We start from the raw sequence: 18091 nt of genomic DNA, 5'->3' as shown, positions 1-18091 counted from the left end.
TCGGGACTTGCACGTCGAGGCCGTGCAGCACTTTGGCTTGGCCGTAGCCGGTCAACAGACCTGTGACTGGCGAGTTGTAGCGGCATGACCGCTTTTCCGGCGAATCTCCTCCAAAGCGGACCGACCGCTTTCGGCCACAACGAGACGTTCAGGCGGTTGAAGGTTCGCGCATTTGGGCCGTGTTGAGCTGAACGACGGATCCGGCCGGAACCGTACTTTGCACCTTCGCCTCTAAGAAGTTGGCGACGCGCTTTGCCGCAGCCGCCACGTGCCCCGCTGAAGGGCGCACGTAGAGCGAGGTGAAATCCGACCTATCCAGCGCGTGGTTCAAGAGAAGCTTGATCGTGTACGGATTTGTCCCTGCCTCTGCGCAGGCTGTGGCGTAGGTCCACCGCAAGTCGTGTGGTCAAACGCCAGGTGTCTTCTGGGTGTTGCTACACACGACCTTGGCACGACAGCAACTCGGCCCACAACTCCAGCCCGCGTCGCCGCTCGAACAGCTGCGAACACACCCCTCGGCGCGCTCCGCGCAACGTCCGCCCGCGCAGCGGACACCTAGCGCCGGGGCGCCCGCCAGCCGGCGGCGCGCGCCTCGTTTTCCGAGCAGAACATACGCTCGCCCGAGCCCGCGTCGATGACCGTCCTCTCGTAGTCGCTCGCACCGGGCAGGTGGTAGATGCGTTCACCCTTGCGGTTGATGTTGCCCTTGATCCGACACTCACCCGCGACGGCTGTAGCCGAGGGGGCGCTGCCTGGAGCCGGGGCGTCCTCAACCGGGCCATTCGCGCCTACCCGCCTCCCGTGACGCCATTCCCAGGGGGCCGTGAAGGTCCCCGCCCAGATCCCGCGTCCGGCCGCCCGCGCCGCTTCCTCCTGGCGCACGTAGGCGGTCGAGTATTTCCGGTAGGCTAAGCCGTAGCCCTGCTCGACGAGCCAGCCGTTTAGATCGAGGTCCCCGAGCGAGCAGACCGCCACCGTACGACCGTAGCGGTCCGTCGTGACCGGAGCGCACGCGATGGTCGCCGCGCCGATCTTATCGGCCAGCGCCAGCGCCGCCGTCTGGCCGCACCGGTAGCCCTTGCCGGCAGCGTTCCGGCAGAGCTGTGCGCTCTCGGGCGTGTCGACGCCCTGTAGGCGGAAACGCTGCCCGCGGATCGCGATGGTGTCCCCGTCGATGATGGTCGCCCGGCCCGTGATCGGATCGAGGGCGTAGGCGGGACACGTCAACGCGAGGAGGAGGCCTACCGCAGGGAAGCGCATACGATTCACATCAGTGCTGACGGAGGCGCCGCCGGTGGTGCCAACGTCGGCCGTGGCGATGCGCGAATTGATATCCTCCACCGCCGTAGCCGATGAAGTGCCGGCCGGCCATGCCGCGATGGCAGTGATGACGCGCCCCGTGACCGTGGCACCCGTATCGGTCGAGGGCACCGGGTGTGGCACGGGCGGGCGGTGTCGGCATCAGCATCAGAATGCCAGCAACGGCGAGTGCGGCGCGAATCACGAGCGTATCCTTCACCTGCGTCGAAGTTTCTGCACAAGCTCGGCCGCCCGGTCAGGCTCCCGCTTGCGACCGGCTCCGCTTAAGCGGTGGTTGCATCGCGATGGGTGTTCCTCGGCACGCCGCCGCATCGAGCGGCGACAGCAATGCGGTGACATGGTGGTCCGCGCCCGCCTGACAGGGACCGCCACGCTCCTTCGCTGGACACGGACCCTCCGACATACGTGATGGCAGATTGAGCGGCCGGATGGCCCTGCCTTTTCGAGCTATCGATCGGCGCGACACAGGTGCGAGACGTTATCCTCCGTCCCGGTCTGCATCTGCTCGAGGATGGCCCACTTGTGGTCGAGCATAACGGTGCGCAGCCGCGACAAATCGGTCAGCTGCCGCTGCGCCTCGCGCGCCCGCGCCTCGAGAGCGTCGCGCTCCGGAGAGTAGGCGCACAGGGGCCGCGAACTGCAGTCACGCAGCCGCGCGTCCATCGTCGCGATCTCGTCGCCCGCCTGTCTGGCGAGGTTGTCCACCGTCTCGGCGCCGGCCTCGGCGAGCGACAGTGCCGAGCAGAGCGTCGGCACGTCGGGCAGGGAACTCTCGGCCCGGCCGGGTGCGGTCGAGACCACCCCGCCAATGACGGCCGTGAGGAGCGCCCGAGCGAGTACAACTGCCAGCTTCGCTCTCTTGAAGTACCGCGACACGCGTGCGGGTCGCTTTCAGAACGCTGGCGCCTTCATTTTGTTGTTCCGGTCTTCAGCCACCTTGACCGCCTCGGACAGCGAATTGCCAAGGTTGCGCAGGTTATTCAGGGCCGTCTCCATCTCGGCTTTAGCCTTCTCGACGTTTTCGCTGGCGATTACGTCTTCGATGTACTTACGATCCTTGCGTAGCTGGCCAAGCAGGCCTCTGGCGCGGTCCGCTTCCTTCAAAATCTCCTGCCGAAGCTGGCGCACGTTCTCTGCGTGCGCCTTCCAGACGTCGACGCGCTCGATCCAACGAGGATCCCCGGCCGCCTCTGTCTCCGCGTTCTTGCGGCGATCGTCGATGTAGGCGAGCAGCGCGTTGACCGCCTTCATCATGTTGCTGTTCTCGCCGAACGTCTCGAGAGCATTACCCGAGCTCGTCAGCAGGTCGTCGAGGAACTTGCGGGCCTGGTCCGGGTCCGCGGCGCGATCTATGGCCTCCTGCAGAACCTTGCTTCTCGCATTAAGCTCGTCAGCCGACTTCCGCGCCGCGCCGAGCGCGCTGGTCATCCGCTGCTGATAATCGCTCCCCTGCGGCGCCTCGGCACGTAGTGGCCCGGCGTAAAAACACGTGAGAAGCGCGAGCACGAGACCCTTCACCACAATACGCATCGATTTCTCCCAGACGAGTGATCTCGAGTCTATGCTTACATGCCGCCGGAACCCGCCTGATTCTTGGGGATCTTCTTCGTGAATCCCTCAAGGACTTTGTTGAACTGGTCCAACGAGTCGATCGCCATGTCGAACTGCTTTCCGCCCTCCGAGAAGGCGATCCGCGGCTTGTTCGCCTGAAGGCGGCGGATTTCCTTGGCGAGCGCGTCCTTCTGCTGCGTGGTCGCCCCGACGATATCTTTCAACCGTGCGAGGCGTTCCTTCTCCCTGTCCACTTCGTCAGGGTAATTCCGCTGGGCTTCCTCGATCCGCTGCTGAGCAACGCTCTCGCCGCGCGCAGCCTCCTCGATCAGACCGCCCGCCCCCTCGATCCGGTCGATGAAGCTCTGCTGACCCTTGATGAAGCCGTCGAGGGCCTGCTCGATGCCCGACCAAGACGACTTACCGCCACCTTGCTCACGCAGATTCCGGAACGACTCCGTGATCGACTTCGCGCACGCCTCGGCCGCCTTCGTCGCCTCCGAAAGCTTGGAGTATTTCTTCTCGACGGTGTCGGCTCCCGAGGTACCTCCACCAGGATCGGGGTCCTTAACGAGGTCGCGAAATTCGTTGCAGCTGGCGCTGTTTCCCCCCGGCGGGGCTGCAGCCGGCGGACCCGCATGCTCCTGGGCGCCCCCCGACGTGACGGCCATGCCCATCAGCAGGGGAACGGCGGCGGCCACGAGGCCTGCCCGTACCGCGACCCGTATGGCACGACTCAGATGCTGCACTGTCTGACCCCCGCTTGGAACCAGCTTCTGACCGCGTTCAGCGTTCCCTGCGCTTCCTTGTAGCCTCGCGTCAGCAGTCCGGCCTCGATCTTGACGCGGATGAGCTCACCATGAGTGCGTAGCAGCAGGCCGACAGGATCGGGCTGGCCCTGAAGCTTTTCAATTTCCTGCTCGACCTTCTGCAGCTGTGCGTCGAGGCAGCGGTCGAAACTGTCGAGACCGGCATCCTCCTCAGTTCTTTTGTCGGTCGCCGGCATCTTGGTCAGCTCTGCCTTGATGTCGTCCAGCTGCTTGGCCTCACACAGGCTCTCCGGTTTGGTCCTCTGGCGATCCTCAACGGACTTTCGCAAACTCTTCCACCGGTCGATCCGCTGCTGCGTCGCCTCGATGCTCTGCTTCACCAGCGAGTATCGGGCGGGATAGTCGGCCGAGCGCGCCGGACAGGTCTTCGGGATCAGGCCGGGGATCACGGCCGTTTCAGCCAGCGCGGCTGGCTGGACCTTGAGTGGGTCTGCGGGCGCGGGCCCAGACGGCGCGGGAGCGGGTGGAACGGGAGCAGCTGGAACAGAGGCGAGTGGCGGCGGCCCAGGCGGTCTCGTCTCCCGTTCGGACCGGGCCGGTCTCGGCGTATCCTCCAGCTTCGCGACAGGGGGCCGTCTCGTTTCGATGAGGTGAAGCCTAGACGGGTCGACCGCCATGAAGCGCAGATGTCCGCGGCCGCTTGCGTCCCGACCCGCACTCCAGATGAAGCCCGGGCCGCCGACGACTTGGAAGAGCGGCGTGTCGTATCGCAGAGAGAGCTGCTTGTCGGCGTGGAAGCCGATCGAGATGCCGTTTATCCGCTCACCCTGCCGGATGGCCGCGCGAGTCGTCCCATCGAGTTCCATCAGGCGCACCTCGCCCCAGCGGGCGATCAGGAACTCCTCGCTCGTCCCTCGTTCGTAATGACGCTGGACGGTTGGTGCTTGTAGGTAGAGGCGGGAGAGACGGTCGAGCTCCGCACCGAAATCACCCGGGGCGAAGAAGGCCGGCTTGATCGACCGCTCGACGAAGACGATTTGCCCGAACTCGTCGTGCAGGAGCGTAGTCAGGGCCTGATACTCGCCCTGCGCGGAGCGCTCTTCCGTAGCGCGTCGGCACCAAGTGAGATTCTGGAACTGTCCGGATGGGAAACATTGAAACTGTCGGTAGACCGGGCCACCGATCTCCAGCCGATCCCCCAGACCATGACCGGCTACCATGTAGATAACGGACGGGCTCGCCCGCTGCGCTGAACGCGCGACCGTCGGCGCCCGCGACTGCTCTGCTCCCCAGGAATAGAACGGTCCCGTCTGGTCCTGCGCCGGCGCGCGACGCTGCGCCTCGGCAGCGCCGCGCATCATCTCACCGACGATGTTGCCGAAGACGTCAACACCGCTGCGCTGCGCGTTTGCTGGAGTGTGCATGTCCACGAGAGCGAAGAGGCAAACCCAGAGAAGCCAGGGGATCCGTTCTGCCATCATTCGCGCGCCTGATGCCCGAGCTGAGCCATAGCAGCGAACCTGGAGTTTGTCGCGCTACGTTTGCAGGTTGCCAGCGTCTGTTGTGCAAGGGTTGATACTACCACCCCTTCGTGCCGATGCCTGAGGTTGCAATCATCTCATCCGCGGCAGCGTTAGCCGACCGCCGATGTGGCGAACCCCGGCATTCCTCCTCATTCAGACCTTCGGCAGCAGCGGCTCAAAGTTCCGCTTGGGGGCACGCTGTGGCATTAACCTCAACCGTGGAACGTCGGCTTACCTACAGTTTGGATCCGGAAGCGGAAAGGCGGCTACCGGCCAGACTACGTCACGCTGGATCGCCATCGCGCGCAGAACCGGACGTTCGGTTTGCGCCCATTCCGATTATTCAGATGGCCCTGATGACGTCCCGTAAGCAGACGCTAGCGGCTGCGATCGGCCATTCGCATGAGGCTCAACTCCACGACATAAACGCCCGGCACACTGTCGGAACACCTACGGTGATCACCTCCGCTGCTGTGCCTTTCCCACTCCTGCGCACCCAGAGCGCAGGAGGAACGTGCTGCCCGGACTGCGGTGACGGCTTCGGTGACGGCGGCCCAAAAGATACGGCGGCCGCGGTCACGTCCTGTGCCGACAGGGCTAGCGGCGCTCCTCGCCGCGCGGAGTCATAAGAAGGTTAGAGGTGATTCTCCGGCGAGAAGCGCGGACAGGGGGCGGCGTCCAAGATCAGCACCGATGCTGCCAGCATAGACGTCTCGCAGGCTGCAGATGAAACCTTCGTATGATCGTGCTCGCGGAAAGTGTGAGACCAGTAAGACCAGTCTGCGATAGCGTTCGTTGCCCGGCCGACGCACCTTAGGCCGGACGCCGAGCCAGAGGTTGTGCTTCGAGCACGGCGACCGCCCACCCAGGACCATGCCCTTGCCGTCCCGCATGCCGGGACACCGTGCCGATGCGGCGGCGGCGCTATCGATCACGCCCTCGTGGAGACAGACGATGAAATTGACCGGCAACACGATTTTCATCACCGGCGGCACTTCCGGCATCGGCCGCGGCTTTGCCGAAGCCTTTCACAAGCTTGGAAACCAGGTAATCGTCGCGGGGCGCCGCCGTGCGCTACTCGACGAGGTCATGGCGGCCAATCCCGGGATGAAGGCGATCGAGCTCGATATTGCCGACCCCAACGAGATCGAGGCGGTGGCGGCCACGCTGACAGCCGAGTTCCCAGCGCTCAACGTGCTGTTCAACAATGCCGGCATCATGCCGTTCGACGACGCCTCCGGGGTGATGGACGACCGCCTCGTACAATCAATCCTGACCACAAACCTGCTCGGGCCGATCCGGATGACCTCCGCGTTGATCGAGCACCTGAAGGCGCAGCCCCGGGCGACGATCATCAACAACACCTCGGTCCTCGCCTTCCTGCCGCTCGCGAGCACCGCGGTGTACTCGGCCAGCAAGTCGGCCCTGCACGCATACACTCTGTCGCAGCGCTTCATGCTGCGGAATACCGGCGTTACCGTGCAGGAGATTGCGCCGCCTTGGGTCGATACCGATCTCATCAAGAAGAGCGGCGATCCCCGCGCCATGCCCCTCGAGGCCTTCATCGCCGAGACCATGACGGGGCTCGCCACGGAGGCCGAGGAGGTGGTGGTCGAGGCCGTGCGGCCGGTGCGCAACAATCCCGGCGCGAATGAGCACGCCATGATAAACGCCTTCAACGCGTCGCTGGAGGCCAACCCGATCCCGGTCTGAAGGAGACCACGCGGGCGCGCCGAGCGGCGGCCCGCGACCGCCACACAGGCACATCGACGCCAGTATCAGCGCCTTCATATGTGCGCAGCATCCGTTTGACCGGAACCGTCAGGAAGCACTCGGCGCCTTTGCGAATGGTGGGGCCGTTCGGTGCTCGGTGGCGCTCGGTGGCGCTCGGCTCGCCTTGGCGGGCGCGGCGAGGAATGCACCAGTGTCGCTCGGCAGCCCTATGAGTGCAGCCTCCGCGACCGCTACGCATTCCGGCTCGCCCTGGCCGTCAATGCCTTGATGCTAGCCCTGCCAAGTAACCCCCGCACCGCCAACTGCGCGTCGTGAGCGCGATCGAGTTTTAGGTCGCCGAACCCGTCGACCGCGATCAGCGAGATCGTCGCCGGGGTAGCCACGTCGAGGATGCAATTGCGACCGCCCGCTTGCCGGGTCGAGGTTGATGACACCGTTAATGTGGACGAGATGCCGGACGTGCCCCGTCCCTGCCATCGCCGTTGCCACTTAGAACCTGTTCGAGCGCCGCCGGCGGCGGTCCTCATCTGTCTCGTATGGCACGCAAATTCCGCTTGGCCGGGCGGAGTGGGGAGTAGATGTGGACGGACCGACATGGACGCGTATGAGACGCGCTTGAAGGACATAGTGCTTCAGGAAAGCCTGGACGAGGTAGCCCATTTTCTGGAGCAAGCCGATCCGCCAGACACTTCAAATGCGACCTCGGCACACTGGATGCTGGAAGAAATTGCTTGGTACCTGCGCTTCGGCGGCGCCTAGCTGTATGGTCCCGGGATGAGGTGTGACGGGTCGATCCTGAAGCGATTGGGCTCTTTCGTCCAGGCGTTCAGGATGAACTCGGTGGGTGTCAGGCCCCGCAGGGTCTTGAGCCGACGAGCGTGATTGTAGGCATCGACGAACAGGTGCAGATGCGTTCGAAGCTGGTCGTGGCTGTCGTAGTGGTAGCGCTTGACCGTCGCATCCTTGATGGTGCGGTTCATCCGCTCGACCTGCCCGTTGGTCCAAGGATGGTTCACCTTGGTCAGCCGATGCTCGATGTTGTGCTCGTCGCAGACGCGGTCGAAGATGTGCTTACTATCGTAGATGTCCTGTCGACGTGATGTGAACTGAACGCCGTTATCTGTGAGCACGGTGTGAATGCGGTAAGGCACCGCCTCAATGAAGTCGCGCAGAAACTGGGCGGCCTCCATCTTGCCGGCGCTCTCCACGAGCCGCACGAAGGCAAATTTGCTGGTTCGATCGATGGCTACGAACAGCCTGAGCTTACCTTCGGCCGTGCTCACCTCGGCGATGTCGATGTGGACGTAGCCAATGGCGTAGGTCGCAAAGCGCTGCTTCTTGGGTTTGTCGCCTTCGATCTCGGGTAGTCGGCTGATGCAGTGCCGTTCCAGGCAGCGATGCAGCGAGGATCGCGTCAGGTGCGGGATCGTCGGCTGCAAGCCATAGAGGCAGTCGTCAAGCGGCAGCAGGGTATGCCGGCGGAAGGCGACAATGATCGCTTCCTCCTCGACGGTGAGCACGGTGGAGTGCGGTTCCTTGGGGCCCATCCGGGCATCCGCTGTGCTCGTCCGTTTGCGCCACTTCTGCACCGTCGTCGGGCTGACGCCGTAGCGCTTGGCCAGCGCTCTTACGCTCTCTTCACGTAGCTGGATCGCGCGACGGACTGCCTCCGTCGTGGTGGCGCTTCCATGAAGAACCTGGCCCATAGCGCATCCCTCGCAGCATGGTGGTCAACCGTACCACCACACCGCGGGATCAAACACCTAGCGAGCCTTGCCGACCAGCTTTCCGCTCTGGCGCACGGTCTACGGCTGGTTCCGGCGCTGGATCGACAAGGGTTTGTTCAAGTCCCCATGCGCTCTCTGGCTCGCCAGCAGCGACGACGCTGCGGACGTCGAACGGGACCTCGGCTGGCCGCCAACGCTCTCAATAATCCATCTTGAGTTCACACGCTCAGACAGGCTCTTAGGCCGCCGTTGGGACGCTGTCGCGTCCGAGGTGACGAGCCCGAGCCGCCTGCCGAAATCGCCTCCGTCCGCCAAGTATCGAGCGCGGCGCCCAGTTTCAACTCTGCGACGCGGCCTTGCCTAAGCGACTTACATCGCCAAGCTTTACGCTTGATCCGGACGACGTCCGCGCCGACTCTGTCGCCGAGCCCGGCAGTGTTGCCGACCACACTGGGTTCGTGACCCGCTGCGCTCTGTAGGACGAGTCTTCGCGTGCCAGTCGCTGTAACGCGCGGTGCGTCCAATCGGCGTGGGAGCGTGGCCGGCTCTCGCCGGCAGGCCATCGAAAGAGCAGCCGACCAGACTGGCCAACATCTCGTAACCTCCAAGGCAACCTTGTTCCCGTGGTCGTTCGGCGCGCGGCAACCCCGCTCCGCGCAAAGGTCCGCCTGCCGGCGGACCGGCGGACGGGCACGGAGTCTCGACGAGTTGGTGATCCGAGCGGAGAAGCGGCCGCCTCCCCACTCCCGACCGGTCAAGCCTTGGCGGCCAAGCTGAGCGTTGCGGACGCGGTACTGAGCGCGACCGTCTTCTCGTGAAGCACCGCGCGGGCGCTGTCGGCGAGGACCAGCCACGCGCCGGCCATGAGGGTCACGTCCTTCAGGACGAGCCGGCCGGCTCCCGACAGGTAGGGAAAGCCGTGCTCGGCATCGCCCAGGGCGGCCACCCAGGCCTCGGGCGTGGTGACCAGGAACGACAGGGTCACAACCGGGGTGAGGAAGGCCAGCACCGCCCCGGCGAGGCCGAGCCGCCGCGACACCAGCCCGACGAGGACGAGCAGGCCGATCAGCAGCTCCACCGTGCCCAGACCGCGGGAGAACGCGTAGGTGTGGTTGGCGGCCTGCCAGGCGCGCGCGGCGAGATTCAGCTCGCCCTCGTGGGTGAGGTGCTGCGCGTACTGGTCCGGATGGGCGTAGAAGAACGCCATCACCGGGCTGTTGGCGACAAACGGCGTGATGCTGTCGGCCTCGTAGGGCACGAACTTGAGCGCGCCGATCCAGAGGAAGATGATGGCGATGGCGACCCGCATGGCCTGAAGGCCGAGGCGGTTCGCGGCCGGGCAGGAGATGATGCGTAGAGCGGAATGGATGGCCGCGTTCATGGGCAGGATCCTTCGAGGCTGAGGCCGCGGAGATTGGGGCATGCCTTCCCCTGCGGCTGCGCCGAATGCGTCGGCGATGGGATAAGCTTCGATGATGGGCCGGCTCTCCTCAATCATACCCAGGTTTGAGGCTGATCGTGCCAATGTTCGAGAGGATAGATACCGTAAAAGCTACGCGAGGAGCGGCACTCCGACACACCCATCGGCATACGATGGTATGAGTATGGATGCCTGCCCGGCAGGCGGGACGGCAGCTCCCGTTCCTTGAAGAAAGAACTGTCCGGGACCCGCGATTCGGGTGCGTCCCGACTAAAAATCCGGCTGCACGATCCGGATCGATCATACGCAAGCATGATATCTGGCGAATTTCAGCCTCTTTAAGCCTTCCGGAGATCTTACATTCGAGGAAGCTTCGCGATGAACGACCACTACGATGCGCTCGTGATCGGCAGCGGCGAGGGCGGCAAGTATCTCGCCTGGCACCTGGCCAAGGCGGGCCAGCGCGTCGCCGTCGTCGAGCGCCGCTGGATCGGCGGCTCCTGTCCCAACACGAACTGCCTGCCAAGCAAGAACGAGATCTGGAGCGCCGAGATCGCCCACCTCGCCCGAGAGGCGGGCCGCTACGGCGTAGAGACCGGACCGGTGACGGTGGACATGCGCCGGGTGGTCGCGCGCAAGCGGGCCATGGTCGGCGGTCTCGTCGACATGCACCTCGACCGCTATCGCGAGAGCGGCGCGGAGCTGGTGATGGGATCGGCCCGCTTCACGGGTCCCAAAGAGGTCGCGGTGGCGCTGAACGACGGCGGATCGCGAGCGCTTACGGCCGAGCGGATCTTTCTGAACCTCGGCACCCGTCCGACCGTCCCGGACGTCCCGGGCCTGCGTGATGCAGCGCCGCTCACCAACATCGAGGCCCTGGAGCTCGACGCGCTGCCTGGCCACCTCGTGGTCCTCGGCGGCGGCTATGTCGGGCTCGAACTCGCGCAGGCCTACCGCCGGTTCGGTAGCGCGGTGACGGTCATCGAGCACGGGCCACAGATCGCGGGCCGCGAGGATTCGGATGTCGCGGGCGAGCTCTCGCGGCTGCTCAGGGCCGAGGGCATCGAGCTTCGCACCGGAACGGATATCGTGCGCGTGGCCGGCCGTTCCGGCGACGCCGTGGAGGTCACCGTTCGGGGGATCGACGGCGAAGCAACCGTCGCCGCCAGTCATATCCTGGTCGCGGCGGGGCGGGCTCCCAACACCGACGGAATCGGGCTCGACCGCGCCGGCGTGGAACTGACCGCTCACGGCGTCATCAAGGTCGACGACCGCCTGCAGACGACCGCGCCCGGCATCTGGGCGATCGGCGAGTGCGCGGGCAGCCCCGCCTTCACCCACGCGTCGCTCGATGATTTCCGCGTGATCCGCGATACCCTTGCCGGCAGACCCCGCTCGACCGCGGGACGGCTCATGCCCTACTGCCTGTTCACGGACCCGCCTCTCGCGCGGGTCGGCCTGAGCGAGACCGAGGCGCGCATCACCGCCGACGGCGTCCGAGTTGCGCGGCTGCCGATGGCGGCCGTGTTGCGCACCCGGACGACGGGACAGACCAGCGGCTTCATGAAGGCCGTCGTAGGACCGGACGACCGCATCCTGGGCTTCGCGATGCTCGGCACGGATGCGGGCGAGGTCATGGCCGCGGTGCAGGTCGCGATGCTTGCCGGTCTGCCCTATACGGCCCTGCGCGACGCGATCCTGGCCCATCCGACCACAGCGGAGGGACTGAACAGCCTGTTCTCGGCGGTGCCTGCCCGCTGAACTCAGGCTTGCGCGACAGCGGGCTCCGCCGCCGCGCGCTGCGCCCCGACAGGCGCGACGGTTGGCAATGTGACCTCGAAGGTTGCGCCCGCACCGGCGTTGTTACGGCCACTCAGCGTCCCGCCATGAGCCTCCACGATGGTCTTGCAGATCGCGAGGCCGATCCCCACCCCGTCGCGCTTCGTGGTGAAGAATGGGCTGAACAGTTTGGGCAATTGCTCCGGCGCGACGCCGGTACCGCTGTCGGAAACCGCGAGCCGAACCCGATCCGGCTCCGCGGCACTCAGCTCGATGCGCAACTCGCGGCTGCTCTCGGGCACCCCGCACATGGCGTGCAACCCGTTTGTCACAAGGTTGACGACGACCTGCTGAATCTCGACCCGATCGGCCAGGACACAGGCATCGCAGTCCCTGACGATCGTCCGGACCGTCGCGGAGGCGGCGAGGATCTCCCGGTCGAGGAGGCTCGCGATCTCCGTCAGGAGATCGCGCAGGTCGATCACCTCGGGATCGCGCCGGTCGCGCCGAAGCTGCTCGCGCGTCCGCTGGACGATCTGGCTTGCCCGCATCCCGTCGCGGACCGCCCGCTCGGCCGCGCGCGCGGCGGCTTCGGTGTCGGGCGTCTCGCGCCGCAGCCAGCGCAGGCAGGCTTCCGCACTCATCACCATCGCGCTGATCGGCTGGTTGACCTCGTGGGCGATGGAAGCTGAGATCGCCCCGACGGTCGAGACTCGGCCCGCGCGGGCCAGCTCGGCCTGGGCCGCTAACAAGGCCTCCTTGGCGCGCTCGCGCTCGGTCACGTCGATCATGGCGCAGGCGACCCGCTCGAAGGCCGTGGCATCCTCCGGCAGGGCGATGACGAGGATTGCGGTGACCTCCCGGCCGTCAGCGCGGATCAGGCGTCCCTGCGCTTCGAACCGGCCGCCCTCCCGGCAGATCCGCCGCAGGAGCGGCAGGAGCAGGTCGTTGCCTGGCGGAAGGAAGCGGTCGATCGGGCCGAGCACCGCGTCGCGCGAGGCGCAGCCGAGGAGCTGCACCGTCGCGTCGTTGACGTCGATCAGCGTGATCTGCCGCGCACAAAGAGCGACGAACTCGGCGTCGGCCCGTTCGCAGAGCTCATACTCCACACCGCCGGCGGCCCGCATCTCGGCGAGGCGCGCCTGCGCGTCCGAGAGATCGATCTCGCACAGCGCCACGTGGGTCTGCTCGAAAAGCGAGCGGTAGCGCCGTTCGCTCCGGGCGAGCGCGCCGAGCGCGCGCTGCCGGGCGCTGGTGTCGAAGGCGATGAGGCTGATCCCGCCAGTCAGTGCAAGATAGAACCCCACCGCGGTAAGGCCCCCGCTCTCGGCGAGCGCCTGGGCGATCATCGGCGAGAAGGCGCCGCCGATGATGCCGCCGACGTTGAAGGCCACCGAGGTGCCCGTATAACGCACCCGCGGCGGGAACAAGCTCGGCAGCCACGCGCCGAGCGGGCCGTTGACGAAGCCCATCACCCAGAGCGCGAAGGCCAGGAAAGCGAAGATCGTGACGAGGGAGCCGCTGCCGAGCATCGGCGCCAGCAGGATCCCGGAAGCGATCGTTCCGGCGCAGCCGACGATGAGGACGCGCGTCGGTTCGAGCCGATCGGACAGCCAGCTCGCTGTGATGATGGCGGCGGCCATGAATAGAATCGCACCGAGCTCGACCGTCAGGAAAGAGGCACGCGAATACCCGAGCATCGTGGTGCCGTAGCCGAGCGCGAAGGCCGTCGCGATCCAGAACAGGGAAAAGCAGGCGACGACGCCGAACATCCCGGCGACGACCTGGCCGGTATGGTGGCGCATCAGCTCGACCAGCGGCACGCGCGGGGGCTGCGCCTCCTTGAGAGCGGCGGTAAATTCCTCGGTCTCAACGAGATTGGTACGGACCCAGAGCCCGAGCCAGACGAGCGGGACGCTGAGGAGGAAGGGGACCCGCCAGCCCCATTCGGCGAATTGCTCCGACGTCAGGCCCAGAGTGAGGATCAAGAACAGACTGTTCGCGAGGAAGAAGCCGAGTGGTGCGCCGAGAGGCGCGAACATGGCGTAGCGGGCGCGCCAACCCGGCGGGGCGTTCTCCAGCGCCAGAAGCGCGGCGCCGCTCCACTCGCCGCCGAGGGCGAGGCCCTGCCCGAAGCGCAGCAGGCAGAGTAGCGCGGGTGCGAGCCAGCCGGCCAGCGCGAAGGTCGGCAGGAGCCCAATCGCCGAGGTCGAGAGGCCCATAAGCAGGAGCGAGCCGACAAGCGTCGCCTTGCGGCCGACCCGATCCCCGAAATGCCCAAAGACGGCTCCGCCGATCGGCCGGGCAACGAACGCGAGCCCAAAGCTCGCGTAGGCGCTGATCAGCTCAGCCGATTGGAGCGAGGCCGGGAAGAAGAGCGGACCGAATATCAGGCTTGCGGCCGTTGCATAGATGTAGAAGTCGTAAAACTCGACCGTCGTGCCGATCAGGCTCGCAAGGAGAACGCGCGCTGTCGTCTGCTTAGGGATCGGCTTTTTCGCCGAGGTCATGCTCGCGCCTCCCATCCAGAGGCTGTCTCATAGGAGTGCGGCTGAGCGGCAGGCGACCGCAGGCCCCTGTGGCCGGAAGCACCCGTCGACGCCGAGAGTCTTTTCGGCACCCGATGACAGCGCGATAGCTAATAGCTGCAAGCTTGACCGTAAGTCGATGGCCTGCAGCCCGGCGCGACGCGCCGTGGGCAGACGCGCGCATTGGGGCAGTCAGCCATAATGCATCCACAGGCGGCAAGCTTGATCGAGCGGCGATTCAACCTGTAAGCACGGCCATTGCAGAGAGCCTGGCAGAGGCACGCGGGGGCTCGTCGATGACAATGGCTGGCGACATCCAAGGGACGGCTGCGAAGAAGACGGCCGACAAGGCCTCACCCCTAGTGATCATCGTCGAGGATGACGAGGGTGTCCGCGACGGGCTGCAGGATCTGCTCCGGTCTGTGGGCCTCGACACGATCGCCTTCGACTCGACGCGCGGTCTGCTCGCCGCGACCCTGCCGAACCGTCCCGGCTGCCTGGTCCTGGACGTCCGGCTGCCCGGCTCGAGCGGCCTCGAGCTCCAATCGAAGCTGGTTGCGACGGGCAACCGCATGCCGATCATCTTCATGACCGGCCACGGCGACATTCCCATGAGCGTCCAGGCCATGAAGGCCGGCGCCCTCGACTTCCTGACGAAGCCGTTCCGCGATCAGGACATGCTGGATGCGATCGCGGTCGCGATCGAGCGGGATCGGGCGCGGCGCGCCGCGAGCGCGGGCGTGGCCGAGATCGAGGCGCTCGCCGCCACCCTGACGGCGCGGGAGGCCGAGGTGATGCATCACGTGGTCAAGGGTCTCTTGAACAAGCAGATCGCCCATGCGCTCGGCATCAGCGAGATCACGGTCAAGATCCACCGCGGCAACGTCATGCGGAAGATGGCGGCCGGATCCGTCGCCGACCTCGTGCGCAAATCTGAGTTACTGAAGACGCTAGCCGGCGTCTGACCCGTCCGGGCAACCGTCGCTGTCAGGGCCTAGGTGGTGCCGCCTCTCCAGGCGTCACCGCAGTTGATCGAGACCGCCATCGTATCGGCGCAGATCCTTGCGGAACGATACCGGACGTCCGCGCGTTGGCAGCGGCTCGGCACGAGAGCGTTGGGAAGATCAAGCTTATCAGGGATCTCGATAACAAGCTGAATACTTGGGCTTTTCACTCTCGTCGGCTTCGCCAGAGGTCGTTCGGCACCTCCAGCCGTCGAGTAAGACTCGCTTCATCAGAAGTTGTGACACCCGGACACATCAAACCAACGTATAGTATCATCGGAACAGTGGTTGGCTCACTGAAGTGGGGTCGATGCGCCTCCGAGAGGCACCGGAAGGGATATCCGTGTCGGTCGGGAAGAAAGCGGTGGCAGTCGTGGACGACGACGAGGCGGTTCTGGACGCGACGTCCAGCTTCCTTGAGGCGTTGGGCTACGACGCGCTCGCGTTCAGTTCGGGTGAAGCCTTCCTAGCCTCGGATGCCGGGGACGACGTCTACTGCCTTCTGACCGACGTGAACATGCCGGGGATCAACGGGCTGGAACTGCAGGACCGCGTCAGGGAGCTACGTCCTGCCCTGCCGATCATCATGATGACGGCGCTGACCGACGACGCGCTCCGGCGCCGCGTCCTTGCTGGCGGAGCCCGTGACCTCCTGCGTAAGCCGCTCGCGGCCGAGGAACTGATCCGCTGCCTTGAGGATACGGTTGAGTCCTGAAGACGCGCCGCGCAGCCCCTGATCGACGCCGCGGGCCATAGCGCCTCCAAACCTTCGCGCTCGCCCCGGGAAGCCGAATCCGAGCCATCGCCCTGCGATACGCTTCGTTCGCGCCTCCAGTTCAGCAAGAGTTTTTCCGCTCTAGATCTACTGCCTACGGGAGCCAGCCGAGTGCCTGGCAACCCGGTCAGACCCCGCTTCTGAACAGATCACGGCTCGTATCAGCTCATCAAACCTCTGTATGATTTCGTCGCGAACGGCCAAGATGCATGGTCCGGCCATGGATGCGGCAGGCCGGACGCGGGCCGGATGAGGAGGCCGGAATGAGACGGATGGTAGCGCTGCCGAGCGGTGTTGCAGCTGATGACGCTCTCTTGCGCGCCGAGTCCGCCCGCAGCGCGATGGCCCGGATTCTTGCAGTTGCCGGACATGATCTGAAGCAACCCCTCCAGGTAGCGCTCATGGCCATTGAGCGCGCTGTCTCGGATGGCGTCGCGCCCAGGGCTGCTGCCCGCCTCGGCCTCGCCAGCGACGCACTGGTGCGGCTCGGCCGCGAGCTTGATGATCTGGCCCGCTCCTCGCAGACCGGCGACGTGCCGCCACGGCTCGGCGCGGTTCCTCTGGCTCCGCTCCTCGACGCGGTCACGGCCGAGTGGCAACCTTACGCCGATGCCGTCGGAGTGCGGCTGCAGGTTCGCGCTACGGCGCTGCAGGTCAGCAGCGAGGCCACGATGCTCACGACGATCCTGCGCAACCTCGTGGGGAACGCCGTGAAGTATGCAGGTCCAGGCGGACGCGTGCTCGTCGGGTGCCGACGCAAGCAGGCGCGCGTCACGATCGAGGTGCACGATAACGGGGCCGGTATCGCTCCCGAGCGACTCGCGGACATCTTCGATGCATTTAATCGAGCCGGACGCCGCGACGGGAACGGCCTTGGGCTCGGTCTGCACATCGTCCGCCAGACTGCTCAAGCGCTCGCGCATCCGATCGGCGTGCGCTCTCGTTTAAACCGAGGCTCGGTCTTCAGTGTGACCACTCCCAGCCACCGTCCAGCACAGGCTTGAAACTGGCGTCCCAGCGTGGCGAAAGCACTCGTGTGCAAGTCGCATCGCCCGACTAGCGGGCGTATCCCTTAGGACTGGATCCCGCGGGCCAAGCGCTTGCGCGCCGACAATACTCTCTGCGTCTCCCTGTCCAATGTGCAGCAGCCGCTGCTGTGAGGCTCTCGGAAGGCCTCGCTGTCGCCTGGAGAGCTGAACCGAGCCTCAGGCCGCAACCGGACGCCGTCGGTAGTGGGTCGGAATGGGTCCTCTAGTGCACAGACGCCGACGAACGCACCACGTGCTTGCCTACTAACTCGCTGATAACGCTTGGAAAACCGCCGTGCCTCGTGTACGTTTTGTCGGCGTCAGCGCACTAGGTCACACGCTGCTACGATGGCCTGCGATGAACTTGCGGCATGCGGCGCAGGTCATGAAAGTCCCTAGTTGATTTTGACTACCAAGGATCGAGCCATCCATCAAACCTTAGTATAGCTGTGGAATTCGCGAGCATGAGGTCGCTAAACTCATGTTTAATTATGCCGCCTTGTTTTTGAGAATATCTTGCCTCCATCGGCCACCAAGTCGGGGCTGTCACATGCACGGAGAGATCAAGATGTTTCGCAAATTCATCATCGCCCTCGCTTTCGCCAGCGCCAGCGCCGGTGCAGCCGTCGCGCAGCCCACCCACACAATTGAGGCGTGGGGCTCGCATTTCGAAGTCCCAGATCAGGGTGCGGGCGGCCTTTTCGGCAGCATCATGGCTCCCTCGACAGATACACCCAGCGTAACCGGCGCAATCGGCCACTTCCCTCCTGGCCGCCATGACAGCCTCCGAGGAAACCCGGCCCAGCGCATTGCACAATAAACGCCAGTGAAGGCTTCGGCTCTGTACCACCACATCTGGGCCGGACGATTTACGAGCCGGCCCAAGCCATACCGATCTAGCTGAAATCCTGATCACAACAATCAAAACTATG

Annotated in this window: 14 protein-coding genes; 6 read left to right on the top strand and 8 right to left on the bottom strand. The window is 65.3% G+C overall.

The features are described 5' to 3' along the window. Positions 1-555: 555 nt before the first annotated feature. The 5 genes from AC3WSN_RS14410 to AC3WSN_RS14390 form a co-directional block, all read right to left on the bottom strand. Positions 556-1260, bottom strand: a complete 705-nt coding sequence (locus tag AC3WSN_RS14410; protein WP_492538761.1) for a thermonuclease family protein — start codon at positions 1258-1260, stop codon at positions 556-558. 507 nt (positions 1261-1767) lie between these two features. Then, positions 1768-2196 carry a hypothetical protein gene (locus AC3WSN_RS14405; RefSeq protein ID WP_492538759.1) on the bottom strand — a complete coding sequence of 143 codons (429 nt, stop codon included), beginning with the start codon at positions 2194-2196 and terminating at the stop codon, positions 1768-1770. 15 nt (positions 2197-2211) lie between these two features. Continuing rightward, positions 2212-2850: a hypothetical protein gene (locus AC3WSN_RS14400; RefSeq protein WP_492538757.1), complete on the bottom strand. Its 639-nt coding sequence runs from the start codon at positions 2848-2850 to the stop codon at positions 2212-2214. Between the two features lie 35 nt (positions 2851-2885). Further along, on the bottom strand, positions 2886-3572 hold the full coding sequence (locus tag AC3WSN_RS14395; RefSeq protein WP_492538755.1) for a hypothetical protein: 687 nt from the start codon (positions 3570-3572) through the stop codon (positions 2886-2888). 35 nt (positions 3573-3607) lie between these two features. Then, positions 3608-5119, bottom strand: coding sequence for a hypothetical protein (locus tag AC3WSN_RS14390; RefSeq protein WP_492538753.1), 1512 nt, complete (start codon positions 5117-5119; stop codon positions 3608-3610). 999 nt (positions 5120-6118) lie between these two features. Between AC3WSN_RS14390 and AC3WSN_RS14385 the strand changes: the two genes are divergently transcribed. Together AC3WSN_RS14385 and AC3WSN_RS14380 are read left to right on the top strand one after the other, a co-directional pair. Next, complete coding sequence (locus AC3WSN_RS14385; RefSeq protein WP_492543116.1) at positions 6119-6877, top strand: SDR family oxidoreductase; 759 nt, start codon at positions 6119-6121, stop codon at positions 6875-6877. A 615-nt stretch (positions 6878-7492) separates the two neighbouring features. After that, positions 7493-7657, top strand: a complete 165-nt coding sequence (locus AC3WSN_RS14380) for a hypothetical protein (RefSeq protein WP_492538751.1) — start codon at positions 7493-7495, stop codon at positions 7655-7657. Here the strand turns inward: AC3WSN_RS14380 and AC3WSN_RS14375 are convergent. Continuing rightward, on the bottom strand, positions 7654-8604 hold the full coding sequence (locus tag AC3WSN_RS14375; protein WP_492538749.1) for an IS481 family transposase: 951 nt from the start codon (positions 8602-8604) through the stop codon (positions 7654-7656). The genes AC3WSN_RS14380 and AC3WSN_RS14375 overlap by 4 nt on opposite strands. A gap of 775 nt (positions 8605-9379) precedes the next feature. Next, the gene (gene rclC / locus AC3WSN_RS14370) at positions 9380-10006 is read right to left on the bottom strand and encodes a reactive chlorine resistance membrane protein RclC (protein ID WP_492538747.1); all 627 of its coding nucleotides are present in this window, start codon (positions 10004-10006) and stop codon (positions 9380-9382) included. 417 nt (positions 10007-10423) lie between these two features. On the opposite strand from rclC, the gene AC3WSN_RS14365 reads away from it, so the two are divergent. Next, the gene (locus AC3WSN_RS14365; RefSeq protein ID WP_492538745.1) at positions 10424-11806 is read left to right on the top strand and encodes a mercuric reductase; all 1383 of its coding nucleotides are present in this window, start codon (positions 10424-10426) and stop codon (positions 11804-11806) included. 2 nt (positions 11807-11808) lie between these two features. On the opposite strand, the gene AC3WSN_RS14360 is transcribed toward AC3WSN_RS14365, so the two are convergent. Beyond that, positions 11809-14334 (bottom strand): MFS transporter, encoded by a 2526-nt coding sequence (locus AC3WSN_RS14360; RefSeq protein WP_492538743.1) that lies wholly within the window; start codon positions 14332-14334, stop codon positions 11809-11811. Positions 14335-14654: 320 nt separating this feature from the next. On the opposite strand from AC3WSN_RS14360, the gene AC3WSN_RS14355 reads away from it, so the two are divergent. The 3 genes from AC3WSN_RS14355 (at position 14655) to AC3WSN_RS14345 (ending at position 17135) form a co-directional block, all read left to right on the top strand. After that, positions 14655-15317: a response regulator transcription factor gene (locus AC3WSN_RS14355; protein ID WP_492543114.1), complete on the top strand. Its 663-nt coding sequence runs from the start codon at positions 14655-14657 to the stop codon at positions 15315-15317. Between the two features lie 349 nt (positions 15318-15666). Beyond that, entirely contained in the window at positions 15667-16071 is a 405-nt protein-coding gene (locus AC3WSN_RS14350; RefSeq protein WP_492538741.1) for a response regulator transcription factor, read from the top strand. 332 nt (positions 16072-16403) lie between these two features. Continuing rightward, positions 16404-17135 (top strand): sensor histidine kinase, encoded by a 732-nt coding sequence (locus tag AC3WSN_RS14345; protein ID WP_492538739.1) that lies wholly within the window; start codon positions 16404-16406, stop codon positions 17133-17135. Positions 17136-18091 lie beyond the last annotated feature (956 nt).

This window comes from Methylobacterium sp. FW102-HT35C08 (genome assembly GCF_058790235.1).
Note: the sequence above shows the minus strand (reverse complement) of the source record. Positions and strands in the feature narration are given on the sequence as shown.